This is a genomic window from Paenibacillus sp. Negev47, from assembly GCF_058313655.1.
In genome coordinates this window covers 5,199,781-5,220,431 of the sequence record NZ_CM177754.1, presented here as the reverse complement: position 1 = coordinate 5,220,431, position 20,651 = coordinate 5,199,781, and the positions used below count along the sequence as shown (strand labels likewise).

General features: G+C 46.9%; 18 protein-coding genes and 1 other annotated feature. Of the genes, 15 read left to right on the top strand and 3 right to left on the bottom strand.

Annotated elements, in window-relative coordinates; all coding sequences use genetic code 11:
- From rimI to AC4G47_RS23610, 3 genes are all read left to right on the top strand, one after another.
- Positions 1-522: a ribosomal protein S18-alanine N-acetyltransferase gene (gene rimI / locus AC4G47_RS23620; protein WP_491102990.1), complete on the top strand. Its 522-nt coding sequence runs from the start codon at positions 1-3 to the stop codon at positions 520-522.
- Complete coding sequence (tsaD, locus tag AC4G47_RS23615) at positions 519-1,574, top strand: tRNA (adenosine(37)-N6)-threonylcarbamoyltransferase complex transferase subunit TsaD (RefSeq protein WP_145320526.1); 1,056 nt, start codon at positions 519-521, stop codon at positions 1,572-1,574. The genes rimI and tsaD overlap by 4 nt, the downstream gene beginning before the upstream one ends.
- A 513-nt stretch (positions 1,575-2,087) precedes the next feature.
- Positions 2,088-2,426, top strand: a binding site (T-box leader).
- 164 nt (positions 2,427-2,590) lie between these two features.
- Positions 2,591-4,144, top strand: coding sequence for a 2-isopropylmalate synthase (locus AC4G47_RS23610; protein ID WP_491102988.1), 1,554 nt, complete (start codon positions 2,591-2,593; stop codon positions 4,142-4,144).
- Positions 4,145-4,781: 637 nt separating this feature from the next.
- On the opposite strand, the gene AC4G47_RS23605 is transcribed toward AC4G47_RS23610, so the two are convergent.
- The gene (locus AC4G47_RS23605; RefSeq protein WP_491102987.1) at positions 4,782-6,740 is read right to left on the bottom strand and encodes an ABC-F family ATP-binding cassette domain-containing protein; all 1,959 of its coding nucleotides are present in this window, start codon (positions 6,738-6,740) and stop codon (positions 4,782-4,784) included.
- Between the two features lie 279 nt (positions 6,741-7,019).
- Here AC4G47_RS23605 and AC4G47_RS23600 point away from each other — a divergent pair, with 279 nt between their 5' ends.
- From AC4G47_RS23600 to AC4G47_RS23560, 9 genes are all read left to right on the top strand, one after another.
- Positions 7,020-7,658, top strand: coding sequence for a 5-formyltetrahydrofolate cyclo-ligase (locus AC4G47_RS23600; RefSeq protein ID WP_491102986.1), 639 nt, complete (start codon positions 7,020-7,022; stop codon positions 7,656-7,658).
- A gap of 15 nt (positions 7,659-7,673) precedes the next feature.
- The gene (gene moaC / locus AC4G47_RS23595; RefSeq protein WP_491102985.1) at positions 7,674-8,177 is read left to right on the top strand and encodes a cyclic pyranopterin monophosphate synthase MoaC; all 504 of its coding nucleotides are present in this window, start codon (positions 7,674-7,676) and stop codon (positions 8,175-8,177) included.
- 37 nt (positions 8,178-8,214) lie between these two features.
- Complete coding sequence (locus AC4G47_RS23590; RefSeq protein ID WP_017690080.1) at positions 8,215-8,700, top strand: MogA/MoaB family molybdenum cofactor biosynthesis protein; 486 nt, start codon at positions 8,215-8,217, stop codon at positions 8,698-8,700.
- 211 nt (positions 8,701-8,911) lie between these two features.
- Positions 8,912-9,160, top strand: coding sequence for a twin-arginine translocase TatA/TatE family subunit (tatA, locus tag AC4G47_RS23585; RefSeq protein ID WP_336759396.1), 249 nt, complete (start codon positions 8,912-8,914; stop codon positions 9,158-9,160).
- Between the two features lie 78 nt (positions 9,161-9,238).
- Positions 9,239-10,021, top strand: a complete 783-nt coding sequence (tatC, locus tag AC4G47_RS23580; RefSeq protein WP_145320517.1) for a twin-arginine translocase subunit TatC — start codon at positions 9,239-9,241, stop codon at positions 10,019-10,021.
- Between the two features lie 471 nt (positions 10,022-10,492).
- Complete coding sequence (groES, locus tag AC4G47_RS23575; RefSeq protein ID WP_017690077.1) at positions 10,493-10,774, top strand: co-chaperone GroES; 282 nt, start codon at positions 10,493-10,495, stop codon at positions 10,772-10,774.
- Positions 10,775-10,847: 73 nt separating this feature from the next.
- Complete coding sequence (gene groL, locus AC4G47_RS23570; RefSeq protein ID WP_145320515.1) at positions 10,848-12,482, top strand: chaperonin GroEL; 1,635 nt, start codon at positions 10,848-10,850, stop codon at positions 12,480-12,482.
- A 305-nt stretch (positions 12,483-12,787) separates the two neighbouring features.
- Entirely contained in the window at positions 12,788-13,231 is a 444-nt protein-coding gene (locus AC4G47_RS23565) for a hypothetical protein (RefSeq protein ID WP_491102984.1), read from the top strand.
- 119 nt (positions 13,232-13,350) lie between these two features.
- A complete protein-coding gene (locus tag AC4G47_RS23560) occupies positions 13,351-13,587 on the top strand; it encodes a hypothetical protein (RefSeq protein ID WP_491102983.1) in 237 nt (78 codons plus the stop codon).
- Positions 13,588-13,985: 398 nt separating this feature from the next.
- Here AC4G47_RS23560 and AC4G47_RS23555 read toward each other — a convergent pair whose 3' ends face one another.
- On the bottom strand, positions 13,986-14,729 hold the full coding sequence (locus AC4G47_RS23555; protein ID WP_491102981.1) for a hypothetical protein: 744 nt from the start codon (positions 14,727-14,729) through the stop codon (positions 13,986-13,988).
- Positions 14,730-14,822: 93 nt separating this feature from the next.
- Positions 14,823-17,942, bottom strand: coding sequence for a beta-galactosidase, LacZ type (gene lacZ, locus AC4G47_RS23550; RefSeq protein WP_491102980.1), 3,120 nt, complete (start codon positions 17,940-17,942; stop codon positions 14,823-14,825).
- Positions 17,943-18,068: 126 nt separating this feature from the next.
- Between lacZ and AC4G47_RS23545 the strand changes: the two genes are divergently transcribed.
- From AC4G47_RS23545 to AC4G47_RS23535, 3 genes are all read left to right on the top strand, one after another.
- Positions 18,069-18,902 (top strand): AraC family ligand binding domain-containing protein, encoded by an 834-nt coding sequence (locus AC4G47_RS23545; protein ID WP_491102978.1) that lies wholly within the window; start codon positions 18,069-18,071, stop codon positions 18,900-18,902.
- A gap of 220 nt (positions 18,903-19,122) precedes the next feature.
- On the top strand, positions 19,123-20,058 hold the full coding sequence (locus AC4G47_RS23540) for a helix-turn-helix domain-containing protein (RefSeq protein WP_491102976.1): 936 nt from the start codon (positions 19,123-19,125) through the stop codon (positions 20,056-20,058).
- 27 nt (positions 20,059-20,085) lie between these two features.
- Positions 20,086-20,574: a DinB family protein gene (locus AC4G47_RS23535; RefSeq protein WP_076216923.1), complete on the top strand. Its 489-nt coding sequence runs from the start codon at positions 20,086-20,088 to the stop codon at positions 20,572-20,574.
- Positions 20,575-20,651: the final 77 nt, after the last annotated feature.

Sequence of the window (20,651 nt, the reverse complement as noted above, 5' to 3'; positions counted from 1 at the left end):
ATGGACAACGTGGCGAATAACAAGCAGGAAGCAGCGCTTCAGTTCAGGTTCATGACACTCGCGGATATTCCCGATGTGATGGAGATTGAACATGAAGCCTTTACCCTGCCCTGGACGGAAGAAGCATTTCGAAATGAATTGACACACAATCATTTTGCTAAATATATGGTGATGGAATTGGAAGGCAAGGCCATTGGTTATGCCGGAATGTGGACGATTATGGATGAAGCCCATATTACCAATATTGCAGTCAGGGGAGCGTATCGTGGACGCAAGCTTGGTGAAAAGTTAATGGACGAAATCATGAGTACAGCAGCTTATCTCGGCATGGAACGAATGACGCTGGAGGTAAGAGTCTCGAACATCATTGCCCAGCGTTTGTATCAGAAAAAAGGGTTTGAATCGGCGGGTCTTCGTAAAGGATATTACTCCGATAATGGGGAAGATGCGATGATTATGTGGGCGAATTTGCCACCTGCAGGCCGGAGCGGCGAAGAGGAAGGAAGCGTACTGGATTCATGAACGAACTCAATGAAAAAATAAATTCTGCACCATCCTATATTTTGGCGGTGGAGACAAGCTGTGATGAAACATCGGTAGCTGTAGTTAAGGATGGGCGGGAAGTGCTGTCCAATCTGATCTCAAGTCAGATCGAGACCCATAAGGCATTCGGCGGCGTTGTGCCTGAAGTGGCTTCACGCAAGCATGTTGAAGTCATTACACTGATGCTGGAACAGGCTATTGAGCAGTCTGGCATTCGTCCGCGTGATCTAAGTGCAATCGCCGTAACACAGGGTCCAGGGCTGGTCGGAGCGCTGCTGGTGGGTATCGTTGCGGCCAAAACGATGGCGATGGCACTAGGCAAACCGCTCATTGGCACACATCATATTGCCGGGCATATCTATGCCAACCGACTTACTCATGAACTGCAATATCCGGCTATGGCACTGGTTGTATCGGGTGGACATACGGAACTCGTGCATATGGAATCCGAGGGTAAGTTCAAACTGATTGGTCGTACAAGAGATGATGCTGTAGGCGAGGCGTATGACAAAGTAGCCCGTGCACTGGGCTGTCCGTATCCGGGAGGTCCGCATGTGGACCGGATGGCGTCCGAAGCGGAGAATGTGGTGCCTTTACCACGGGTATGGCTGGAAGCGGGTTCGTACGATTTCAGTCTCAGTGGTCTGAAGTCTGCTGTACTGAATGCGCTCAATCAGGCTAAAATGCGCGGCGAAACATTGGAGCCATCTGCGGTTGCACGTGGTTTTCAGGAAGCTGTCGTTGAAGTATTGGTGGAAAAAGCCGTAAGAGCAGTTCGTGAGTATGGTTCACGTCAACTGTTATTATGCGGTGGTGTTGCAGCTAACCGGGGATTGCGCTCGGCATTACAGGAGCGATGCACGAAGGAAGGGCTTGAACTGTTAATCCCGCCAATGGAATATTGTACGGATAATGCGGCCATGATTGGAGCGGCCGCTTATCTGAAATGGCAGCGGGGAGAAATCTCGGAATTTGACGCCAAAGCAGATCCGGGACTTTCCCTGGAGGAATGGTCCGTTAAGTCCATATAAACAGACAAATTGAGATTAACAGTTGACAGCCTCGATGTGAAGAATGTATATTAGTTACAAATTTAAACAGGAATTCAGATTCCTGAACTGATAAACGCAATGAACAGGAACAGTAAGGTCATTCCCGGTCTTAGAGAGCTGCGGTGTGGTGCAACGCAGTCGAAGGAAACCTGAAACTCACCTGGAAGCGGAACGATGGAACACGGTGACTCCCCGGGAGAATCCGAAGGCCGATCATGGCCCAAAGTACATGGTTACGGGTTGCCTCCGTGAATGGGCCGTTGTCGGTAGGACTGTTATTACAACGATTGACCGACAATAACTGAGGGGGCTTTCAGGCTGCTTCAAGTGATCCGGATGTGCGAAAGCATTCAGGGGTTCTCTTGAATGAACAGGAAGAAAGTCAACAAGAGTGGTACCGCGAAGGTGAACAGCCTGTCGTCTCTTGCATTATTGCATGAGGTGGCAGGCTTTTTTGATATCTAAAAGGCTGAAGAAAGTTAGGTTCATAACATAAATGTGATGAACGGGAGCAGTAGAACGATAAAGCGCTCAGAGAGCTGCGGGGTGGTGCGACGCAGTGGCTGGAATCATTCGAATCTCGCCCGGGAACAGGGTTGTGGAAGCATGGGGACGATATGCTCGTCCAGTTGTTCTAATGGACAACGTCATGTGATTACATAACAACGGTTAACCCCCGTTATAGGGTGTTTCTCCGAATTCCAGTGGTGTTGTGCTTGCAGCACAATCCAGCGGATCTCGGAGACGACGAGGTGGATGGAGTCCGGCGCAAGCCTGGCCCATCAAGCGAGAGTGGTACCGCGGAGGGGATAATAACCCGCCGTCTCTTATATGAGATGGCGGGTTATTTGTGTTTGCTGCCGGCAGCAGGGTGGGCAATGGAATGAACCATATGGAGCATTAAAAAGTCAGAAGGTCAGGGTGTAAGTCGACGTACACTCTGTTGTGATGAGGAACAGGATGAACATTTCACAATTTGATGGAGGTTGATGAATATGACAACGACTAATAACAAACGCATGATTGAAATTTTTGATACAACGCTGCGTGATGGAGAACAGGCACCGGGAGCAAGTCTGCAACCTGAGCAAAAGATCGAACTGGCGCACCAACTGGCTTCTCTGGGTATTGACGTCATTGAGCCTGGATTCCCGATCTCCAGTCCGGGTGAGTTCGCGGCGGTTCAGGCGATTTCGAGACAGTTGCAGAATGTGGAGATCTGCGGATTCGCACGTGCAGTCAAAGGCGACATTGATGCAGCGGTTCAAGCAACAGCGGATGCAGCACGGCGCCGAATTCACCTGTTTATCTCTTCTTCCGATATTCATATTGAGCATCAGCTGCGTCGTCCGCGCAGTGAAGTGGTGGCTACAGCCCGTGAGATGGTGTCTTATGCACGACAGTTCACGGACATTGTAGAGTTCACCGCGATGGATGCGGCTCGGACGAAAATGGATGATCTGATCGAGATGGTTGAAGTAGCGATTGAAGCAGGGGCCAGCATTATCAATCTGCCGGATACCGTGGGTTACGCTCTGCCACACGAGTATGGAGAGATGTTCCGCAGGGTACGCGAAGGTGCAAGAGGCGGCGATCAGGTTCGATATAGTGCCCACTGTCATAATGATCTGGGCCTGGCCGTAGCCAATAGCCTGGCTGCCATTGCTAATGGTGCTTCGCAGATTGAAGTGACCATTAATGGTATCGGAGAGCGGACAGGGAACTGTGCACTGGAAGAACTGATCATGGCGCTGGAGACTCGGGGAGATGCGATTGGGGCGACATCCAACATTAAGCTGAACCAACTGTACGAGACCTCGCGTCAGATCAGTCGTGCGATGCACTTTCCGATTGCTTACAACAAGCCGGTGGTGGGACGTAATGCATTCCAGCATGAATCCGGGATTCATCAGGATGGTCTGCTGAAGAATCGGAACACCTATGAGATTATGGACCCGGAAGCGCTGGGTATTCCGCGCAGCATGATTATTCTGGGCAAACACTCCGGTCGTCACGCCCTGAAGGATCGGGTTCGCAAATACGGTTTTGAGCCGGATGAGCAACAGATGGAGCAATTGTATGAGGTGTTCAAAGAAACCGCGGACCAGCAAAAAGTGGTCAGTGACGACCAGTTATTGCAGATGGTTAGCCAGACCATGAATATTCCTGCACAGGATTACGAGCTGGTTGAATTGCAGGTGACGGCGGGCAGCATGACGGATCGAATGGCCGCCGTTCGCATTCGCACAAGCGCTGGAGAACAGTCTTACTCTGCCGTTGGCGGGGGCCCAGTGGATGCGACCATTCGCGCGATTGGTCAGAGCATTTCCGATGATATTGCGTTTGTCGATATGGAGATGCATGCCTTGAGTGGCGGAGAGGGTGCAAGTGCGGAAGCTGTAGTTACCGTGGAGCGTGCAGGACGTGAGTTCCGGGGAACAGCAACACATAATGATATCGTCATGGCTGCCGGTCTTGCTTATGTAGCGGCTTGTAATGCTGCTGGGCTGAAGGCCGAGTCTTCTGAACATCATGAACAAGAAGCATAAGCGTAAAACATCTTTGCCAGATCGCATTTGCAGCAGCAATAGTAGCAATCGTGATTCGATGTAAATATGCATGGCATATAGTAAATATACGACGGGCAGGCCTTGAACGACAGAGGTCTGCTTTTGTCTTTTTATGGAGGGACAATGAGAAGAGGGGAAATGCATTTGTCAAGGTGTGACTATAGTTATCCACATATCCAGTGTGAATTGTGGGTAACTACCGTAAAGTCAAACCAGTGATGTTTTCGAAACGAAAAGGGTTTAGGGGATAGAATGGTACCCTACTATCCACAAAGTTGTGGATAACGTGGATAACTTGGTGGATAAATATGGTTTTTGGGTGTAAAAGCCTATTCTACCGCTGTATAATTAAGCTTATTAATATGCTTGCTATCTTGCTTTGCTGTGGATAAATGTGGAGGGGAAACCTGTAAAAATATTTTACGTCATTCGAGTAAATTTGACAAATTCCAAAACGAGTTACTTGATGCTCCCTGTATGAGAGTCTATTCCTAGTGAACATAGGGAACATAGCTTTAGTATATTCAATCTATACAAAAAAAGCTGATCCCAAAAAGGAATCAGCTGGTGGTATGGCTATGCTTGTCAGGACAGATTCAGCGATGGCTTAGCCGTACTACTCCATGGCTAGTTCTTCCCATTCTTCGTACGCCTTGGTGAGTTGTGTCTTATGTTGCTCCGACTGTTGCTGGAGTTCTTGCAGCTTCATATAATCCTGATAGATTTCAGGCAGGGCCATCTGTGCCTCAAGTTCTGTAATTTTCGTTTCCAGATCTGCAATCTGTTGTTCCAGAGCTTCTTGCTTGCGTTGCCGATTACGCTCTTCACGCTTCGCCTGTTTTTCCGCTTCGAATGAAGCCGCTCCGGATTTTTCGGTAGTGGCTGTACTTGAATCCGATTTGGACGAGTTCTTGGACGAAGCCTGGCGTGCTTCGGCAGCTTCCCGTGCAATGTCCTCAAGTTCCTGTTTTTTCTCCACATAATCATCATAATTACCGAGATAGTGTTCCGTTCCGCCTGGATGAAGCTCGACAATGCGCTCAGCCATTTTGTTGAGGAAGTACCGGTCATGGGAGATGAACAGCAGGGTGCCTTCATAATCCATTAATGCCGCTTCCAGCACTTCTTTGGCAAACAGGTCGAGATGATTCGTAGGCTCGTCCAGAATGAGCATGTTGGCTTCCTTCAGCATCAACTTGGAGAGAGAGACACGTGCTTTCTCACCGCCGCTGAGGGAGGAGATCTTCTTGAGCACATCGTCACCGCTGAACAAAAAGTTCCCCAGTACGGTCCGAATGCGTGCTTCTTCCATCCCAGGGTAGGCACTCCACAGCTCTTCGAGAACCGTATTGGACGGATTGAGCCCAGTCTGTTCCTGATCATAATAGCCAATCTGCACTTTTGTTCCCCATTGGATCTCCCCGGTTACCGGACGTAAACTTCCGGTGAGGCACTTCAGCATGGTGGATTTACCAATACCGTTTGGACCAATCAGGGCAACGGTCTCCCCGCGCCGCAGATCGAAGGATACATTGCGGAACAATGGAGAAGCTTCGTCATAAGCGACAGACAGCTGATCCACTCGAAGCACTTCCTTGCCGGACATAACGGCTGTTTCGAAGGAAAAGTGGGCTTTTTTCAAATCTCCCATCGGTTTATCAAGCCGCTCCATTTTGTCGAGGGCTTTACGACGGCTTTGCGCCCGTTTGGTCGTCGAAGCACGTACGATGTTTTTCTGAACAAAATCTTCCATCTTGGAGATTTCGCCTTGTTGTTTCTCATATTGTTTCATCTGAGTTTCGTACTCGGCAGCTTTGAGTTCCATATAACGGCTGTAATTGCCCGTATATTTTTTGGAGCGGTGCCGTTCGATCTCGACGATGGTCGTGACAAGTCGATCAAGGAAGTACCGGTCATGAGATACCACGAGCAGTGCGCCTGAATACCCTCTTAGATAATCTTCAAGCCATGTAAGAGTGGCAATATCGAGATAGTTGGTAGGCTCGTCCAGCATGAGCAGATCAGGTGCCTGAAGCAAAATGCGAGCAAGCGCAAGCCGTGTCTTCTGCCCGCCACTCAGTGTAGCAATGGGGGTGTCTGGCGAGAATTCACCGAATCCCATCCCGTGCAGTACACTGCGAATGCGAGTTTCCATCTCGTACCCGCCGTGGTCCTTGAACCAGTCGGAGCGTTTTGCATAACGTTCCAGCAGGTCCGCATATTTTTTCTCGTCTTCCATCTGGGAAGGGTCGGCAATCTCGCGTTCCATCTGACGCAAGTCTGCTTCAGCCTGTGTCAGGTGAGCGAATACGTTCATCATTTCTTCCCAGATGCTGCGGTCGGATTGCAGTCCGCTGTTCTGAGCCAGGTAACCGAGCGTCGTTTCTTTGGATTTGAAAATCTGTCCTCCGTCATAGGACATTTCCCCTGCCACAATTTTGAGCAAAGTGGATTTTCCTGCACCGTTTACACCAACGAGGCCGATGCGCTCGCGTTCTAATATTTGTAAGTTCACGCCGTCCAGGATTGGATCGACACCAAAACGTTTGATAATTCCGGATACTTGCAGCAGCATAAAATTAAGTTCCTCCATAGGTCCAGTTCTTGATTTGACAACTACATCTCAGTTTACATGAAATACTGAGCAATTGCACCGATTGGGAACGCATGGGGAATGTAGTCTTTTTGATCAATCAATGATAAACTGAAAGAAGGCATGTTATTACATGAGGATTTTGCAGAAAATGAATCATTTTAACCATTTCAACAAGATGACACCTGGTCATAACATATACATTGTTTTTCAATGAAAGCTTTTTCTACCTTCTCTATCAACAGGAGGTTATTCAAGGATATGCAGGATCAGACGGAACTGAAAAGCCAGCTTCGATCCAGACTGAGACAGAGCCGTGATCTGATGGATGCGAGTATGCGTCAGCAGGCGATGACTAGGATTAATGCCGGAATGAAGCGGGAGCTGGAGCGCCTTAGACAGGCCAAAGGCAAGGACGTGAACAGACCACTCGTCATATTCAGTTATTTGTCCTATGGAAGCGAGGCATCCACAGCTGTTCTGTTTCAAGAAGGTTGGAATCATGGAGATGTGATGTTAGCACCGAAAGTTTTGGCGAATCCACCTCGAATGGAACTGCGGCAAGTAACCGGAGAACAGGATCTGGAGCCAGGCATATGGGGGATACCGGAACCCAAGGATTCCTGTGAAGTTCTGTCAGCTGAAGATTGGCCTGATATCGATCTCGTATTGGTACCGGGACTTGGTTATGACCTTCATGGAGGACGCATTGGCTATGGTGGCGGTTATTATGATCGTTTTGCCGAGACGCTTGCAGCACAATGTGCGATGACGGAGAAGAAACCGTTGATGGCTGCGATGGTATTACCGGGGCAGCTACAGGATGAGATTCCGATGGACCTGCTCGATCTGCGGATTGATCTGTTGATAACAACCGAAGGTATATTACATATCGAATAAAGGGTTGTGATGTGATTGAGTTCAGAAGCGAACAACGGCCAGCCTTCCGGTGGGAAACTGACCCACTTTAATGAACAGGGGCGGGCCCGAATGGTTGATATTTCGGGTAAGGAAATTACTGTGCGTACGGCTGTGGCTGTAACGAAAGTGACGATGAACCCGGATACGCTGGAAGCGATTCGGGAGGACCGGATCGGCAAGGGTGACGTTCTGGCTGTGGCTCAGATTGCCGGAATTCAAGGCGCGAAGAAAACGTCGGACTGGATTCCAATGTGCCATCCCTTGGCATTGACGGGTGTGGATATTCGTTTTCATGATAACGGAGTGGATGAATTACACATTGAAGTCACTGTCAAAACCGAAGGCAAAACGGGTGTTGAGATGGAGGCACTCACGGCGGCTTCGGCTGCGGCACTGACGATCTATGATATGTGCAAAGCCATGCAAAAAGATATGATTATCGGTCCAACCATGCTGAATTCCAAGAGTGGTGGCAAAAACGGCGATTACAGCCGATAAGCAATATTTATTTTCATAGAGGAGAAGGGTGATCTTTATGGTGTGGAGAACAGCAATCCTGACAGCCAGCGACAAAGGAGCCCGCGGGGAACGTGAGGATACGAGTGCACAAGTCATTCGGGAACTGGTGGAAGAAGAGCTGGGTGGTCAAATCGTGGAGTACCGCATCGTTCCGGATGAACCCGACGAGATTATTGCAGCTTTGATTGAGATGACGGATTATTTTCACGCCGATCTGGTGCTGACTACTGGTGGTACGGAGCTGGCCATTCGTGATATTACGCCGGAGGCGACCCGGCGCGTGATTGAACGGGAAGTTCCCGGGATGGCAGAGGCCATGCGATACAGTGTAATGAGCAAAAACCGTTCTGCAATGCTGTTCCGTGGTGTATGCGGTATTCGTGGACGTACATTGATCGTCAATCTGCCAGGTACACCGAAGGGTGTACATGAACATCTGGCTGCCATTATGGATCAGCTTCCAGAAGCGTTGCTGATGGTGACGGGTCAGTTCAAGCAATAAGCGGGCACGGACTCTTGGGCATGATAACCGATTAGACATAAACCATTGTTTTGGTTGGTAAGGTGATACTCTCTTATTTGTGAATATTGCGGGTTATGTAAGTGATTACATCTGTGGTATGATGGGCTTAAATTAAGAACGCAGCAGAGACATCTATGAACATATAGCCGAATATGCGCATCTTTGAAGCTTGAGACGAGGAGGAATATCAATGTTTAGTTCCATTGGACCAACGGGTTTTATTTTGCTGGCCGTGATTGCATTGTTGTTATTTGGACCCAACAAACTTCCGGAACTGGGACGTGCAGTTGGGCGTACTTTCCGTGAATTCAAAGAGGGCGCTCGCGACATTATCTCTGATGATGACTCGTCCAATCGCAAAGAGCAGGAGAAGGCAAAACCGCTGGCAGCTGAGAGCACACCTGCAGACAAGCCTGCTGATAAACGCCTGCCGGAATAATCTTGACGGCAATGAAAGAGAAATCCCTTCCTGCCGGAAGGGTTTTGTGTTTTAAGCTGGCAATAATGGGGGGCAGGCATGACGCAGCAAATGGAAGAAATGTCGATTACGGAACATCTGAGCGAGCTACGGAAGCGGCTGATTTATGTATTAAGTATTTTTGTGCTGGGGCTGATTGCAGGATTTTTTGTGGCGGACCCGGTATACCAATATCTGACCAAGGCAGAGTCGGCAAAAGGTTTTGTATTGCATGCCTTCTCGTTCTGGGACGGGATTGGCATCTACATGAAGATTGCGGGTCTGTTTTCACTTATAATTACACTGCCGTTTACGGTGTATCAGATCTGGAAGTTTGTTAGTCCAGGGCTAAAGCCGCGCGAGCGAAAAGCAACGCTGAAGTATGTGCCCTATGTGTTTCTCTTATTTCTGACAGGTATGGCTTTCTCGTATTATGTTATTTTTCCGATGGCACTTGCCTTCACGACAGCGATAACGGAGAAGATGGGGCTTGTGGAGACCTACGGGATGAAACAGTATTTCAGCTTCCTGTTTGGCATTGTGTTGCCTGTATCCCTGTTATTTGAACTTCCTTTACTTATTATGTTTCTGACAGGACTGCGGATTCTGAATCCAATTCGTCTTCGCAAAATGCGCAGAGTCTCTTATTTTGTTCTGATCTTCATTGCAGTGGTTATCACACCTCCAGACTTTATATCTGATCTTCTGGTGATGATTCCCTTGCTCCTGTTATATGAGATCAGTGTGCTTCTATCCGCAGTCGTATACCGCAAGCAGCTTGCGGCCGATGAAGAGATTGAATCCCGCTATGTTCGTGCCGAGGATAAGAAGCATGTGGGCTAGAACATAAGTTGATATGAAAATGGAACACAGGATATCTCATTCATTGCTGGTTTATGACGGGTATGTGTGGGTGAGGATGATCTGTAATGTGCCCGGAAAAGACGGTCTGTTCTTATCCGGGCTATTGTTGTAGATTGTTCCACTGTAAGCAAGGACAAGCAGGCATATTATGTCCAACAATGGATACAATGGGAAAGGGGCTGTCTGCTAAGCGTTGCAGAAGGGCTGAAGAATTTCGTAGAATAAGAGTAGCGAGTTGCAACATTTATCCAGGCATACCGGGTGTTATTTGGTTGTGATGATGTAAATTCAACGTAAATTCTCGCAGGAATTCGTCAAAAGGACTTGAAATCATGCTTCAAGTTGAGTATCATAAAGTTGGTTGTTAGCACTGAACACTGTCGAGTGCTAATACATATGGCTACAACCTACAAAGCAACGTTATATAATTTCAAAAGGAGGCTATTTTTCATGATCAGACCTTTAGGTGAACGCGTATTGGTAGAACCACTGGAGCAAGAGCAAACAACTTCTTTCGGGATCGTACTCCCGGACTCCGCCAAAGAAAAACCGCAAGAGGGTAGAATCATTGCAGTTGGTGCAGGAGTATTGAAGGACGGCGTACGTGTGGCTCTGGAAGTGAAAGAAGGAGATCGCGTTATTTTCTCCAAATATGCCGGTACTGAAATCAAATTCGAAGGTAAAGAATATTTGATTATGAAAGAAAGCGATATTCACGCGATTCTCGACTAATTCAAATTTAATCGGTTAACCGAACCATATAGCAGTACCATTTTCCAACAAAAACTAGGGAGGTTTTCTTAACATGGCTAAAGACATTAAATTCAGTGAAGACGCTCGTCGCTCCATGCTTCGTGGTGTGGACGCATTGGCTAATGCAGTAAAAGTAACACTCGGTCCTAAAGGTCGTAACGTGGTTCTGGAGAAAAAATTCGGAAGCCCGCTTATCACCAATGATGGTGTAACAATTGCTAAAGAAATCGAACTGGAAGATGCATTCGAGAACATGGGTGCTCAACTGGTTAAAGAAGTAGCAACCAAAACCAACGATGTTGCGGGTGACGGTACTACAACAGCAACTGTATTGGCGCAAGCGCTGATCACAGAAGGTCTGAAAAACGTTACTGCAGGCGCTAGCCCAATCGGTATCCGCAAAGGGATCGACAAAGCGGTTAAAGCTGCGGTTGCTGAATTGCAATCCATCTCCAAACCAATTGATTCCAAACAATCCATCGCACAAGTTGCAGCAATCTCTGCAGCTGACGAAGAAGTAGGCGAACTGATCGCTGAAGCTATGGAAAAAGTAGGTAAAGATGGCGTAATCACAGTAGAAGAATCCAAAGGATTCGCTACAGAGCTTGAAGTGGTTGAAGGTATGCAATTCGACCGTGGATACATCTCTCCTTACATGATTACAGATACGGACAAAATGGAAGCTGTTTTGGACAATCCGTACATCTTGATCACAGACAAAAAAATCTCCAGCACGCAAGACATCTTGCCATTGCTTGAGAAAATCGTTCAACAAGGCAAACCGCTGGTATTGATCGCTGAAGATATTGAAGGCGAAGCACTGGCTATGCTGGTTGTGAACAAATTGCGTGGTACATTCAATGCTGTAGCTGTTAAAGCTCCAGGATTCGGTGACCGTCGTAAAGCAATGCTGCAAGACATCGCTGCCCTCACTGGTGGCCAATTGATCACGGAAGAACTGGGTCTGGACCTGAAATCCGCTGTTGTGGAACAACTGGGTACAGCTCGTCAAATCCGTGTAACGAAAGAAAACACAATCATCGTTGACGGTGCTGGTAACAAATCCGATATCGATGCACGTGTTAGCCAAATCCGTACACAACTGGAAGAAACAACTTCCGAGTTCGACAAAGAGAAACTGCAAGAGCGTCTGGCTAAATTGTCCGGCGGTGTAGCAGTAATCAAAGTTGGTGCGGCAACTGAAACAGAACTGAAAGAACGCAAACTTCGCATCGAAGATGCCCTGAACGCAACTCGCGCTGCGGTTGAAGAAGGTATCGTATCCGGTGGTGGTACAGCGCTCATGAACGTATATAACGCGGTTGCAGCTGTAAGTCTGTCCGGTGACGAGCAAACAGGCGTAAACATCGTCCTGCGCGCTCTGGAAGCACCAATCCGTACAATCGCAGCTAACGCTGGCGAAGAAGGTTCCGTAATCGTGGAACGTCTGAAAAAAGAACAAACAGGCATCGGGTTCAACGCTGCAACTGGCGAGTGGGTTAACATGATCGAAGCAGGTATCGTTGACCCTGCAAAAGTAACACGTTATGCATTGCAAAACGCTGCTTCTGTAGCGGCAATGTTCCTGACTACTGAAGCAGTTATCGCTGACAAACCAGAACCTGCAGGTGCTGGTGGCGGAATGCCTGACATGGGCGGTATGGGTGGAATGGGTGGCATGATGTAATAAAAGGTGTAAAAACCTTTAAAGCATCATGTGCCTAGCAGATTGAATTCTCGTTACGATGTGACAAGAATTTGCGAAGCAGTCACTGTTACAAATTATAAATGCTAAACGACCACTTCTTAATATCTATTAAGGAGTGGTTTTTTGTGTTGTTGAATATTTTATAATCAAAGTCACTAATATGGGCGGGTCTCATTTTCTCTTTTGTAGTGTTACCTTATACATATGGTTCCTATTGCATAGGGAATATTTGCAGTTGTATGATGAAGTTAGTATAAGAGATATGGAGAGGGAGATCATATATTTTGAAAAATATTAGAAAAATAATAGTGGCAGTTTTGGTATCTGCTGCTGTTATTATCTTAATTTATAATTTCACTACCAATTCTGAAGGAAAATTTGTAAAAGAAAATGAACCCAGAAATACTCCATCAACTACATTAACAGTAATTAATAATGAAGATTTCGCAGGTACTACAAACACGCATCGGTTTGATATTCCAGCAGGGTTTGGTTATGTGAAAGCAAGTTTTAAAAACACGGGTTCGAAGCACTTCACGTTCACGATCAATGAAGGATCTACTAGTGGAACTGCAATAACCTCTGGCAGTGTCCCAGCAGATGGAGAAGAGCATACATATTTTATTTACAAAGTGTTGGCGACTGGTGGGTATTATGTGAGTACCTCTTCTGCGCAAGGGATGTCGGGCACATTAGATGTTTCTCTGGGAACTGATGCTTATAAATGATTTGGGAATTCGCTCTAAATGCAGATTCGAAGCCCTAAGATTGAAACTTTGCTTCTATGATTTCGTATGTACCGTGATACATAGAGAGCTTATCAGCAACGACTTGAGGAGGAAATGAATTGAGAAAGGGTACGAAGTGGGTATTATGGATTCTGGGCTTGATGCTCGCTGCAATTTTTATTAACTTTTATATGAATCTATATAGCTTCGCTTATGCACTAATTACCGTGCTTTTACTGGCTTTTATGGGTTGGGGATTCTTAGCAAAGTTAAAGAACGACGTCCGTCAGCATGAGGATCATCATAGAAGAGAGCATCAGTCTGCGATCGATGATATCGATCAATACACAAGATAGGTCACACATGATTTATCACACGTAACGTAGCGCAACGATTACTGATGCGGAGAAAACGAAAGACCCGATTACCTTTAAAATGAGTTGGAACAATCAAAGCGAGATTGTAATTTTTGAGTAACTCTCGCATTGGGGAGGTATTTATCATTGGACTTATGGCAACTATTAATTGCGTGGATATGCATTATTTGTTTGATGATCACTTTCAAAGATAGGATCAGTAAATGGATACTGTACCCTTTATCGCTTTTTTGTATAGTGATCACTTTGATATTGGGGATCTTTAATCCCTAAAAAGAGGGATCACAAGTAAAATTACTGAATCATTTCTATAAGTACATATCACACGTTAGGCCGTTCCTTCATGGAGCGGCCTTTTTACACAATAGTTTCTCATTTCACTTCGCAACATTGATTTCAAAAGTCGAGTGATTATGATCCTGTACGCTGAAGCGATATTCCAATCCATTTCGAACTGTCGTTCCATTAAAATCACGCTGATTTACATCGCGCTCCAATATACCGATATCCTGGATGACATCTTGTGCGTCATTATACGTGTACTCACTATTGGTTGTGAGAATGAGCGTGGCGATAGCAGTTAAAAAAATACCACCCGTTGGTTTGCTCGTATCACCAGTTCGGTATAACCTGACTTCCTGTACACTTTCATCTGCATTCATTACACCAACCAAACGCAATTCGTCATTAAATACATGCTCGAAAGAGCCAGTGCCCTGCTCGGAAGAGTCTTGTATATTCAAGCGGGTAATACTCAAACCATTCAGTCGGTATTTGCCCACAGCGCCATTAAACTTGTTTTTAAATTCATCGGCAGTCATGTGGAGACCAGAAAGTTGGATCTGGGATGAAGGGGTCTGATCTATTTCAGACTGAGTAGAGTTCGAAGATAAAGTCAGCATGCCATACAACCCTATTGAAGCAATCGCAAAACAGGCCGTAGTTGGGAAAATATACCTGATTGGCAACCTATTACCTTTGCGAATAGATAAGATCATCAGAACAACAAATACTAAAAAAGCAATAAAGCCAAGAATGAAGAGAGCGGTAAACAGATATTGCAAATTCTCACCTCGTAATAGAGTAATAGCTGGTAAAAATCTATCTTGCACCCCATTCATTATAATGTTCCCTTGGAAAACTTCAAACTCCCACTACTCACCACTCAACAAAAAAAGCACTGCCGGCATACTGCCAGCAGTGCTTACTTGATATTACACAGGTCTTACTGTAAAGGTGAAGTGATACGCGCGATTGGCTGGCAAAGTGTATTCAGCATGGGTACGTGCGCCCCAGCTGTCATCTCCGCCGACACCCATTTGTTTGTAATTGATACGCGCCACAGTCTGTGTGCTCTGAGGTAATTTATACACATGGTCATTTGCTTCCAGTTCCTCAGGTGTCCACGGCAACGCATTGATTTCAAAGGGTATGGTGGCTTCAACATGCAGACCACTTCGGCTATCCGCTGACGTAATTTCAGCGAAGCGTACATCCGTTTTGTTCCCGCACTCTTGTGGTTTCAGGTATGGAACGAATTGATCACGAACCGCACCTGTATAATATCCCAATCGTGCACTGGTCAGGCGGTCTGCGTAATTGTCGTGCGGCCCTCTGCCATACCAGGAAATGGTATCCAAGCTGTTTTTCAGTTGCAGCAGCATACCGAATTCCGGAAGATCGGGTAGGCCTTCGCCTGGAATAAGGGTTTGGCTGATTTCCAATACGCCATCCGGATCGATTCGGTACATGATGGACAGCGTGCATCCCGGATGTGAATCCCACGTATAATCGGTCGTCACGAGACAGCCTTGTTCGTCTGCATGGTGCTCAAAGCGAATTAATCTGCTAGTAGCGTGAGCATCTCTCCAGAAGGCCGAACGCTCATTCAGGCGGTTCCCCAGATCATTGTCTGTCATGGCTCTCCAGAAATTCGGCCGGACAGGTGCGAGCAATTGTTCCTGATTGTTGATCTGATAAGACGTTAACGCGCCAGTAGCTAGTTTGAAGCTCAACATGACTTGATCTGTAGCAACTTTCAATTCATCTTCTAGATCCTGTACCTGCGGTGCATTGCCTTGTCCTTGATACACCGGTTGAATTGGACGCAATCGTGGAGATACCACGAACTGATCCCAGGCAATCTCATGACCTGTTCCTGCCCATTTGGTTGCGACTTTGGTGACCAGAGATACAGTCAGCACCGTTTCCTGGAACAGATCGGACGATGGCGTGTAAGGGATGCGGACTTCAGCCGATTCGCCAGGAGGTACCGCGATATCCAACGTGCCGTTCTCTACGGATACGCCGTCGTGTGTTACTGTCCATACGAGCGAATATTCGCTCAGATCCGTGAACAGGAACTGGTTTCGGATGCGCAGCAGGCCATCTTTTATATCAACGGCTTGCATACGAACGTTCTGATAACATTTTTTCACTTCTTCAAGCTTCGGTGTAACTGTCTTATCCGCCAAAATCAGTCCGTTTCCGCAGAAATTGCCATCATGAGGGGATTCACCGAAATCGCCGCCATAAGCGAAATATTCTACACCGTCTGCCGTAGTAGTACGAATGGACTGATCGACCCAGTCCCAGATGAATGCACCCTGCAATACATCATATTTATCAAATAAATCCCAGTACAGATGCAGACCTCCACAGGAGTTACCCATGGCATGGCTGTATTCGCAGATAATATATGGTTTCTTGGGTCCCTGCATGCGAGCATAATTCTCTACATTTTCAGGGCTGATATACATTGTGGATTCAATGTCGCTTGCCGAATCGGAAGGACGATAATGGAAAGTTCCTTCATAATGAACGAGACGGGTTGGATCGACTTGTTTCAGATAATCGTACATGGCGATGAAGTTATCGCCGCCGAAGGACTCATTACCCAGAGACCAGATTATAACGGACGCATGGTTTTTGTCCCGCTGGAACATCGAGTTACAGCGATCTATTACGTTGTTACGCCATTCCGGCTTGCTCGCGGGAATGTTGTTCTCGTTCATTTCCTTTTGCCCGTAGTACCAGGTGCCGTGAGTCTCCAGATTCGTCTCGTCAATGACATACAGACCATATTCATCACACAGTTCGTACCAGAGTGACTGATTCGGATAATGGGATGTGCGCACGGCGTTAACGTTATAGGACTTCATCAGCTCGATGTCACGGATCATGTCTTCCCGCCCAATAGCCCGACCGGTATCCGGGGAAAATTCATGACGATTCACGCCTTTGAACACAATGCGTTTGCCATTGATCTGCATTAGGCCGTCCTTCAGTTCAAACTTGCGGAATCCGACCTGGCTGCGAACAGCCTCCAGCGTTTCGCCCGATTCATTCTGAATGGAAAGCACAAGCGTATATAGATGAGGGGACTCGGCGCTCCATAAGAGCGGTTGGATAACCTCTGTAGACAAATTGAACGAAAGTTCATCCTCGCCCTGGAAAGTAACGGCCGCAGTAAGTGGTTGCTTCAGTACAGCCTGCTGTTGTGCATCATAGAGTTGCGCCTGAACGGATAATCCGGTAGGGGTCTGCGCGGCATTATGATTAAATACCTTCAAATCCAGCAGTAGCTCCGCATCCTGATAGGCATCATCCAGTTCAGTACGAACAAAGAAATCGGCGATCTGAACTGGTGAAGGTGAATGCAAATATACACCACGGAAGATGCCGCTTAACCGCCAGAAATCCTGATTCTCCAGCCAGCTCGCATCACACCAGCGGTATACCTCCACAGCCAGCTTGTTCTCACCTTCCGTCAGATACGGAGTGATATCAAATTCTGCGGGTGTGAACGTATCCTCGCTATAACCGACGAGCTCCCCGTTGACCCATACATAAAATGCGGATTCAACACCCTCAAAGTGAAGCAGGACAGGCCGGTCTTTCCAGTCTGCAGGAACAGTAAATGTACGGATGTACGAACCCACCGGATTATAGGTTGTTGGTGCAAATGGTGGCTTCAGTTCAGGCTCACGCTCGACCCACGGATACGTCATATTTGTATATTGGGGATAATCGTAACCTTGCAACTGCCAGTTGGAAGGAACGGCGATCTCATTCCATTCACTGGCATCATAGTTATTCTCGTAAAAGGATGTAATCCGTTGCTCCGGAGTCTCCGCAAAGGCAAACTTCCATTGACCATTCAGTGATTCGTACCAAGGCGATGCGCTGGAATCATTGGACAATGCTTCTGCTATAGATGGAAACGCTACCATAGACGCATGTGCGGGTAGACGGCCTACTTGAAAAGTCTCGGGATTGTTGTTCCATTCCGGGTATCCATTTGCCGGAGGGGTATGTACCAGTTTCTTTCTCATAACAGCAACTCCTTCTGAAATGTTATAATATTGTCATTATAGAATTGAATGATGACTTAGAGAATAAAGAATATTGCCCATATATATCACAATATGAAACCAATGATGGAGAAAGTGGTGTACTGGATGGATACCCGGATTTTTTTTGGTAAAACAGAAGAAGCTGCTCGCCTGCCGATCTATATGACCACGGTTGGTTACTGGGAACATCAATATGAAACCGAGCGTCCAGAGGGATTCCCAGATTATCAGATCCACCAGATTATTCATGGTCAGGGGAGACTGATTATACAAGAAGACGAGTATATCGTCGGACCGGGTGACGTTTTCTTTCTGTATCCTGATGTCCCGCATCGATACATGCCCATAAGTGACCGCTGGGAGCTGGCATGGGTGTCGTTCCAGGGCAGAGAGGCTAGCCAGCTATTAGCCTACGCGGGAATTAACAGTTCACGCGTATGCAGGCTTAGAAACCCCACACTGCTGGAAGGATTAGAGCAACTGCTGGTTCGGGGGGAGAACACGGGCAATACGGCGTATGCAGATTACGATATTGAATGCTCCAAACAATTATATGCACTGCTTTTAGATCTCAAGCCACTACTCATCGTATCTGCCAATTATAATGATGAACTGGAGCGCTTGAAGCCTGTACTGCGTTACATCTCAGAGCATCTGGATCGCTCACTGTCGCTGAAGGAGCTGGCCGAAGTGGCTGTCGTGTCTCCTCAATATCTGTGCAGGCTGTTTCAGAAGGCACTTCATATCAGGCCTTTATTTTACGTGAACCAGGAAAGGATCAATCGGAGCAAACAACTCATGTTCAGTGAGAGAGAGCTGCGAATCTATGAAGTGGCTGATCGGGTGGGTTACGAGAACGCCAGTTATTTCTGTGCAATGTTCAAAAGGCATACAGGTATGAGTCCAGAGCGTTTTCGAAAATTGCATGGGCTGAGTTAAAAAAAAGTAATTTTGATCTGTTATTCATCCCAATTTCAGTTTCCATTAAGGTTGTGAAGGTAAGATAAGTCTTGTAAACCCCTTCTCGTGTTAAATAGATGTGTGACTGGCCCTATCGGATTGTCCTCCGGTAGGGCACTTTTTTTCTCCATTTGTTCGGTTGATGGTATGATAGATGAATACATAACGTACACAACTCTAGTGATCGGAGGGAAGAATTGTGGATCACAGCCTGCACCCGTTGTTTAAGCCTATTCAGATAAATGGGACATACCCTAACAGTTATTATGTTGAGAAAATACCTGCTGCCGACTTGATGGCTTATGTGGCCTGTTACTGGGAATCGGGATCTCTTCCGAACACGCATGCGGATGTTGCTGCGGGAGAAGGTCGAGAGCGATCGGTGATGACTGTCCCTGCCCGGGTATTGCCGGATGGCTGCACGGACATGCTGATTACATACGACCCGGTCTGTTCAGTACATTCCTATGCTTACTGCGGCAACTATACAGAGCCTTTCGCGGTACCGGAGTCATCTGACGATGATGCTCCTGCTGGAGATTACACCTTCGGTGTGCGGTTCTTCCCAGGTGGAGCGCATGTCTTTCATGGCATGCCTCTGGAATGGTTTACGGATAAGCGAATTGCACTTCAGGAATGTTGGCCCGTGAAGCTGAACGAGCTTCAGGAGCGGATGGCTGAAACGAATAGTTTTACAGAACGAGTAGAGGTTATGAACACATATCTGAGCCCTTTGTCGGTGCAGGCAAGCACATATGAGAACGATCTGATGAAAAACGTGCTGCACCGCATCTTCAAGGATGGGGGACGTATGAGTGTACAGGAGCTTGCAATGCGTGAGGTGGTCAGTGAGCGGCAATTGCATCGCAAGTTCTCGGAATGGATTGGAATCAGTCCCAAACGATTCAGTGAGGTGGTTCGTTTTCATCGTGTGCTGGGCAGCATTCATCAGGGGCATACGGCAGATTGGGCAATGCTTGCCCAGAATCATGGATTTTTTGACCAAGCCCATCTGATTCGGCAATTTCGCAAGTTTTATGGAGAGACTCCGTTGACAGCAGCCAGGGAGCGTGGCAGAATGTTGTCCGATTTGTACAATAGATCTGTAGCACCTTCGGTTATACTGAAGTCGTGAGAATAAAAGATAAGGGAGACATCATATATGAATGGAACATTGCAGATTCGGGATCATTTGTTAAATGAATTGGAAACAGGCGTACGGACGGGGGCTTCGTTAATTCGCTTGATCCGTTCGGAGGATTGGTCTTATCGTCCACAGGAGAATATGCGTTCATTGGTGGAGCTAGTACATCATTTTATTCAGATTACCGCATCCGATCTTGCCATTATGCAGGAAAAAGGTGAAGCTGAGGTTGGGCTGGTGGAGAATAGCTTGTCCGGGATTCAGGATATCGAGAAGCTGGAAGCAACGTTGTGGAGCAATTTTGAATCCTACAAAGCATATATCACGGGATTGAGCGAAGATGATTTTTTGAATCGTTCGACGAAAGCTTTCTATATGGAACATGGACATCTGCAGGTTCAATGGCAGATTGAAACGGTAACGCATGTATTCCATCACCGTTCGCAATTGTACAACTATCTTAAGCAGCAGGGGCATGAATTGAATTTCTTCATGCTGTACGCATAGCTAACCTTGTTAAATATAATATGCTTTATCAGCTCCATCGGATGTTTCGGTGGGGCTTTTTTGTGTACAGTTGTCTA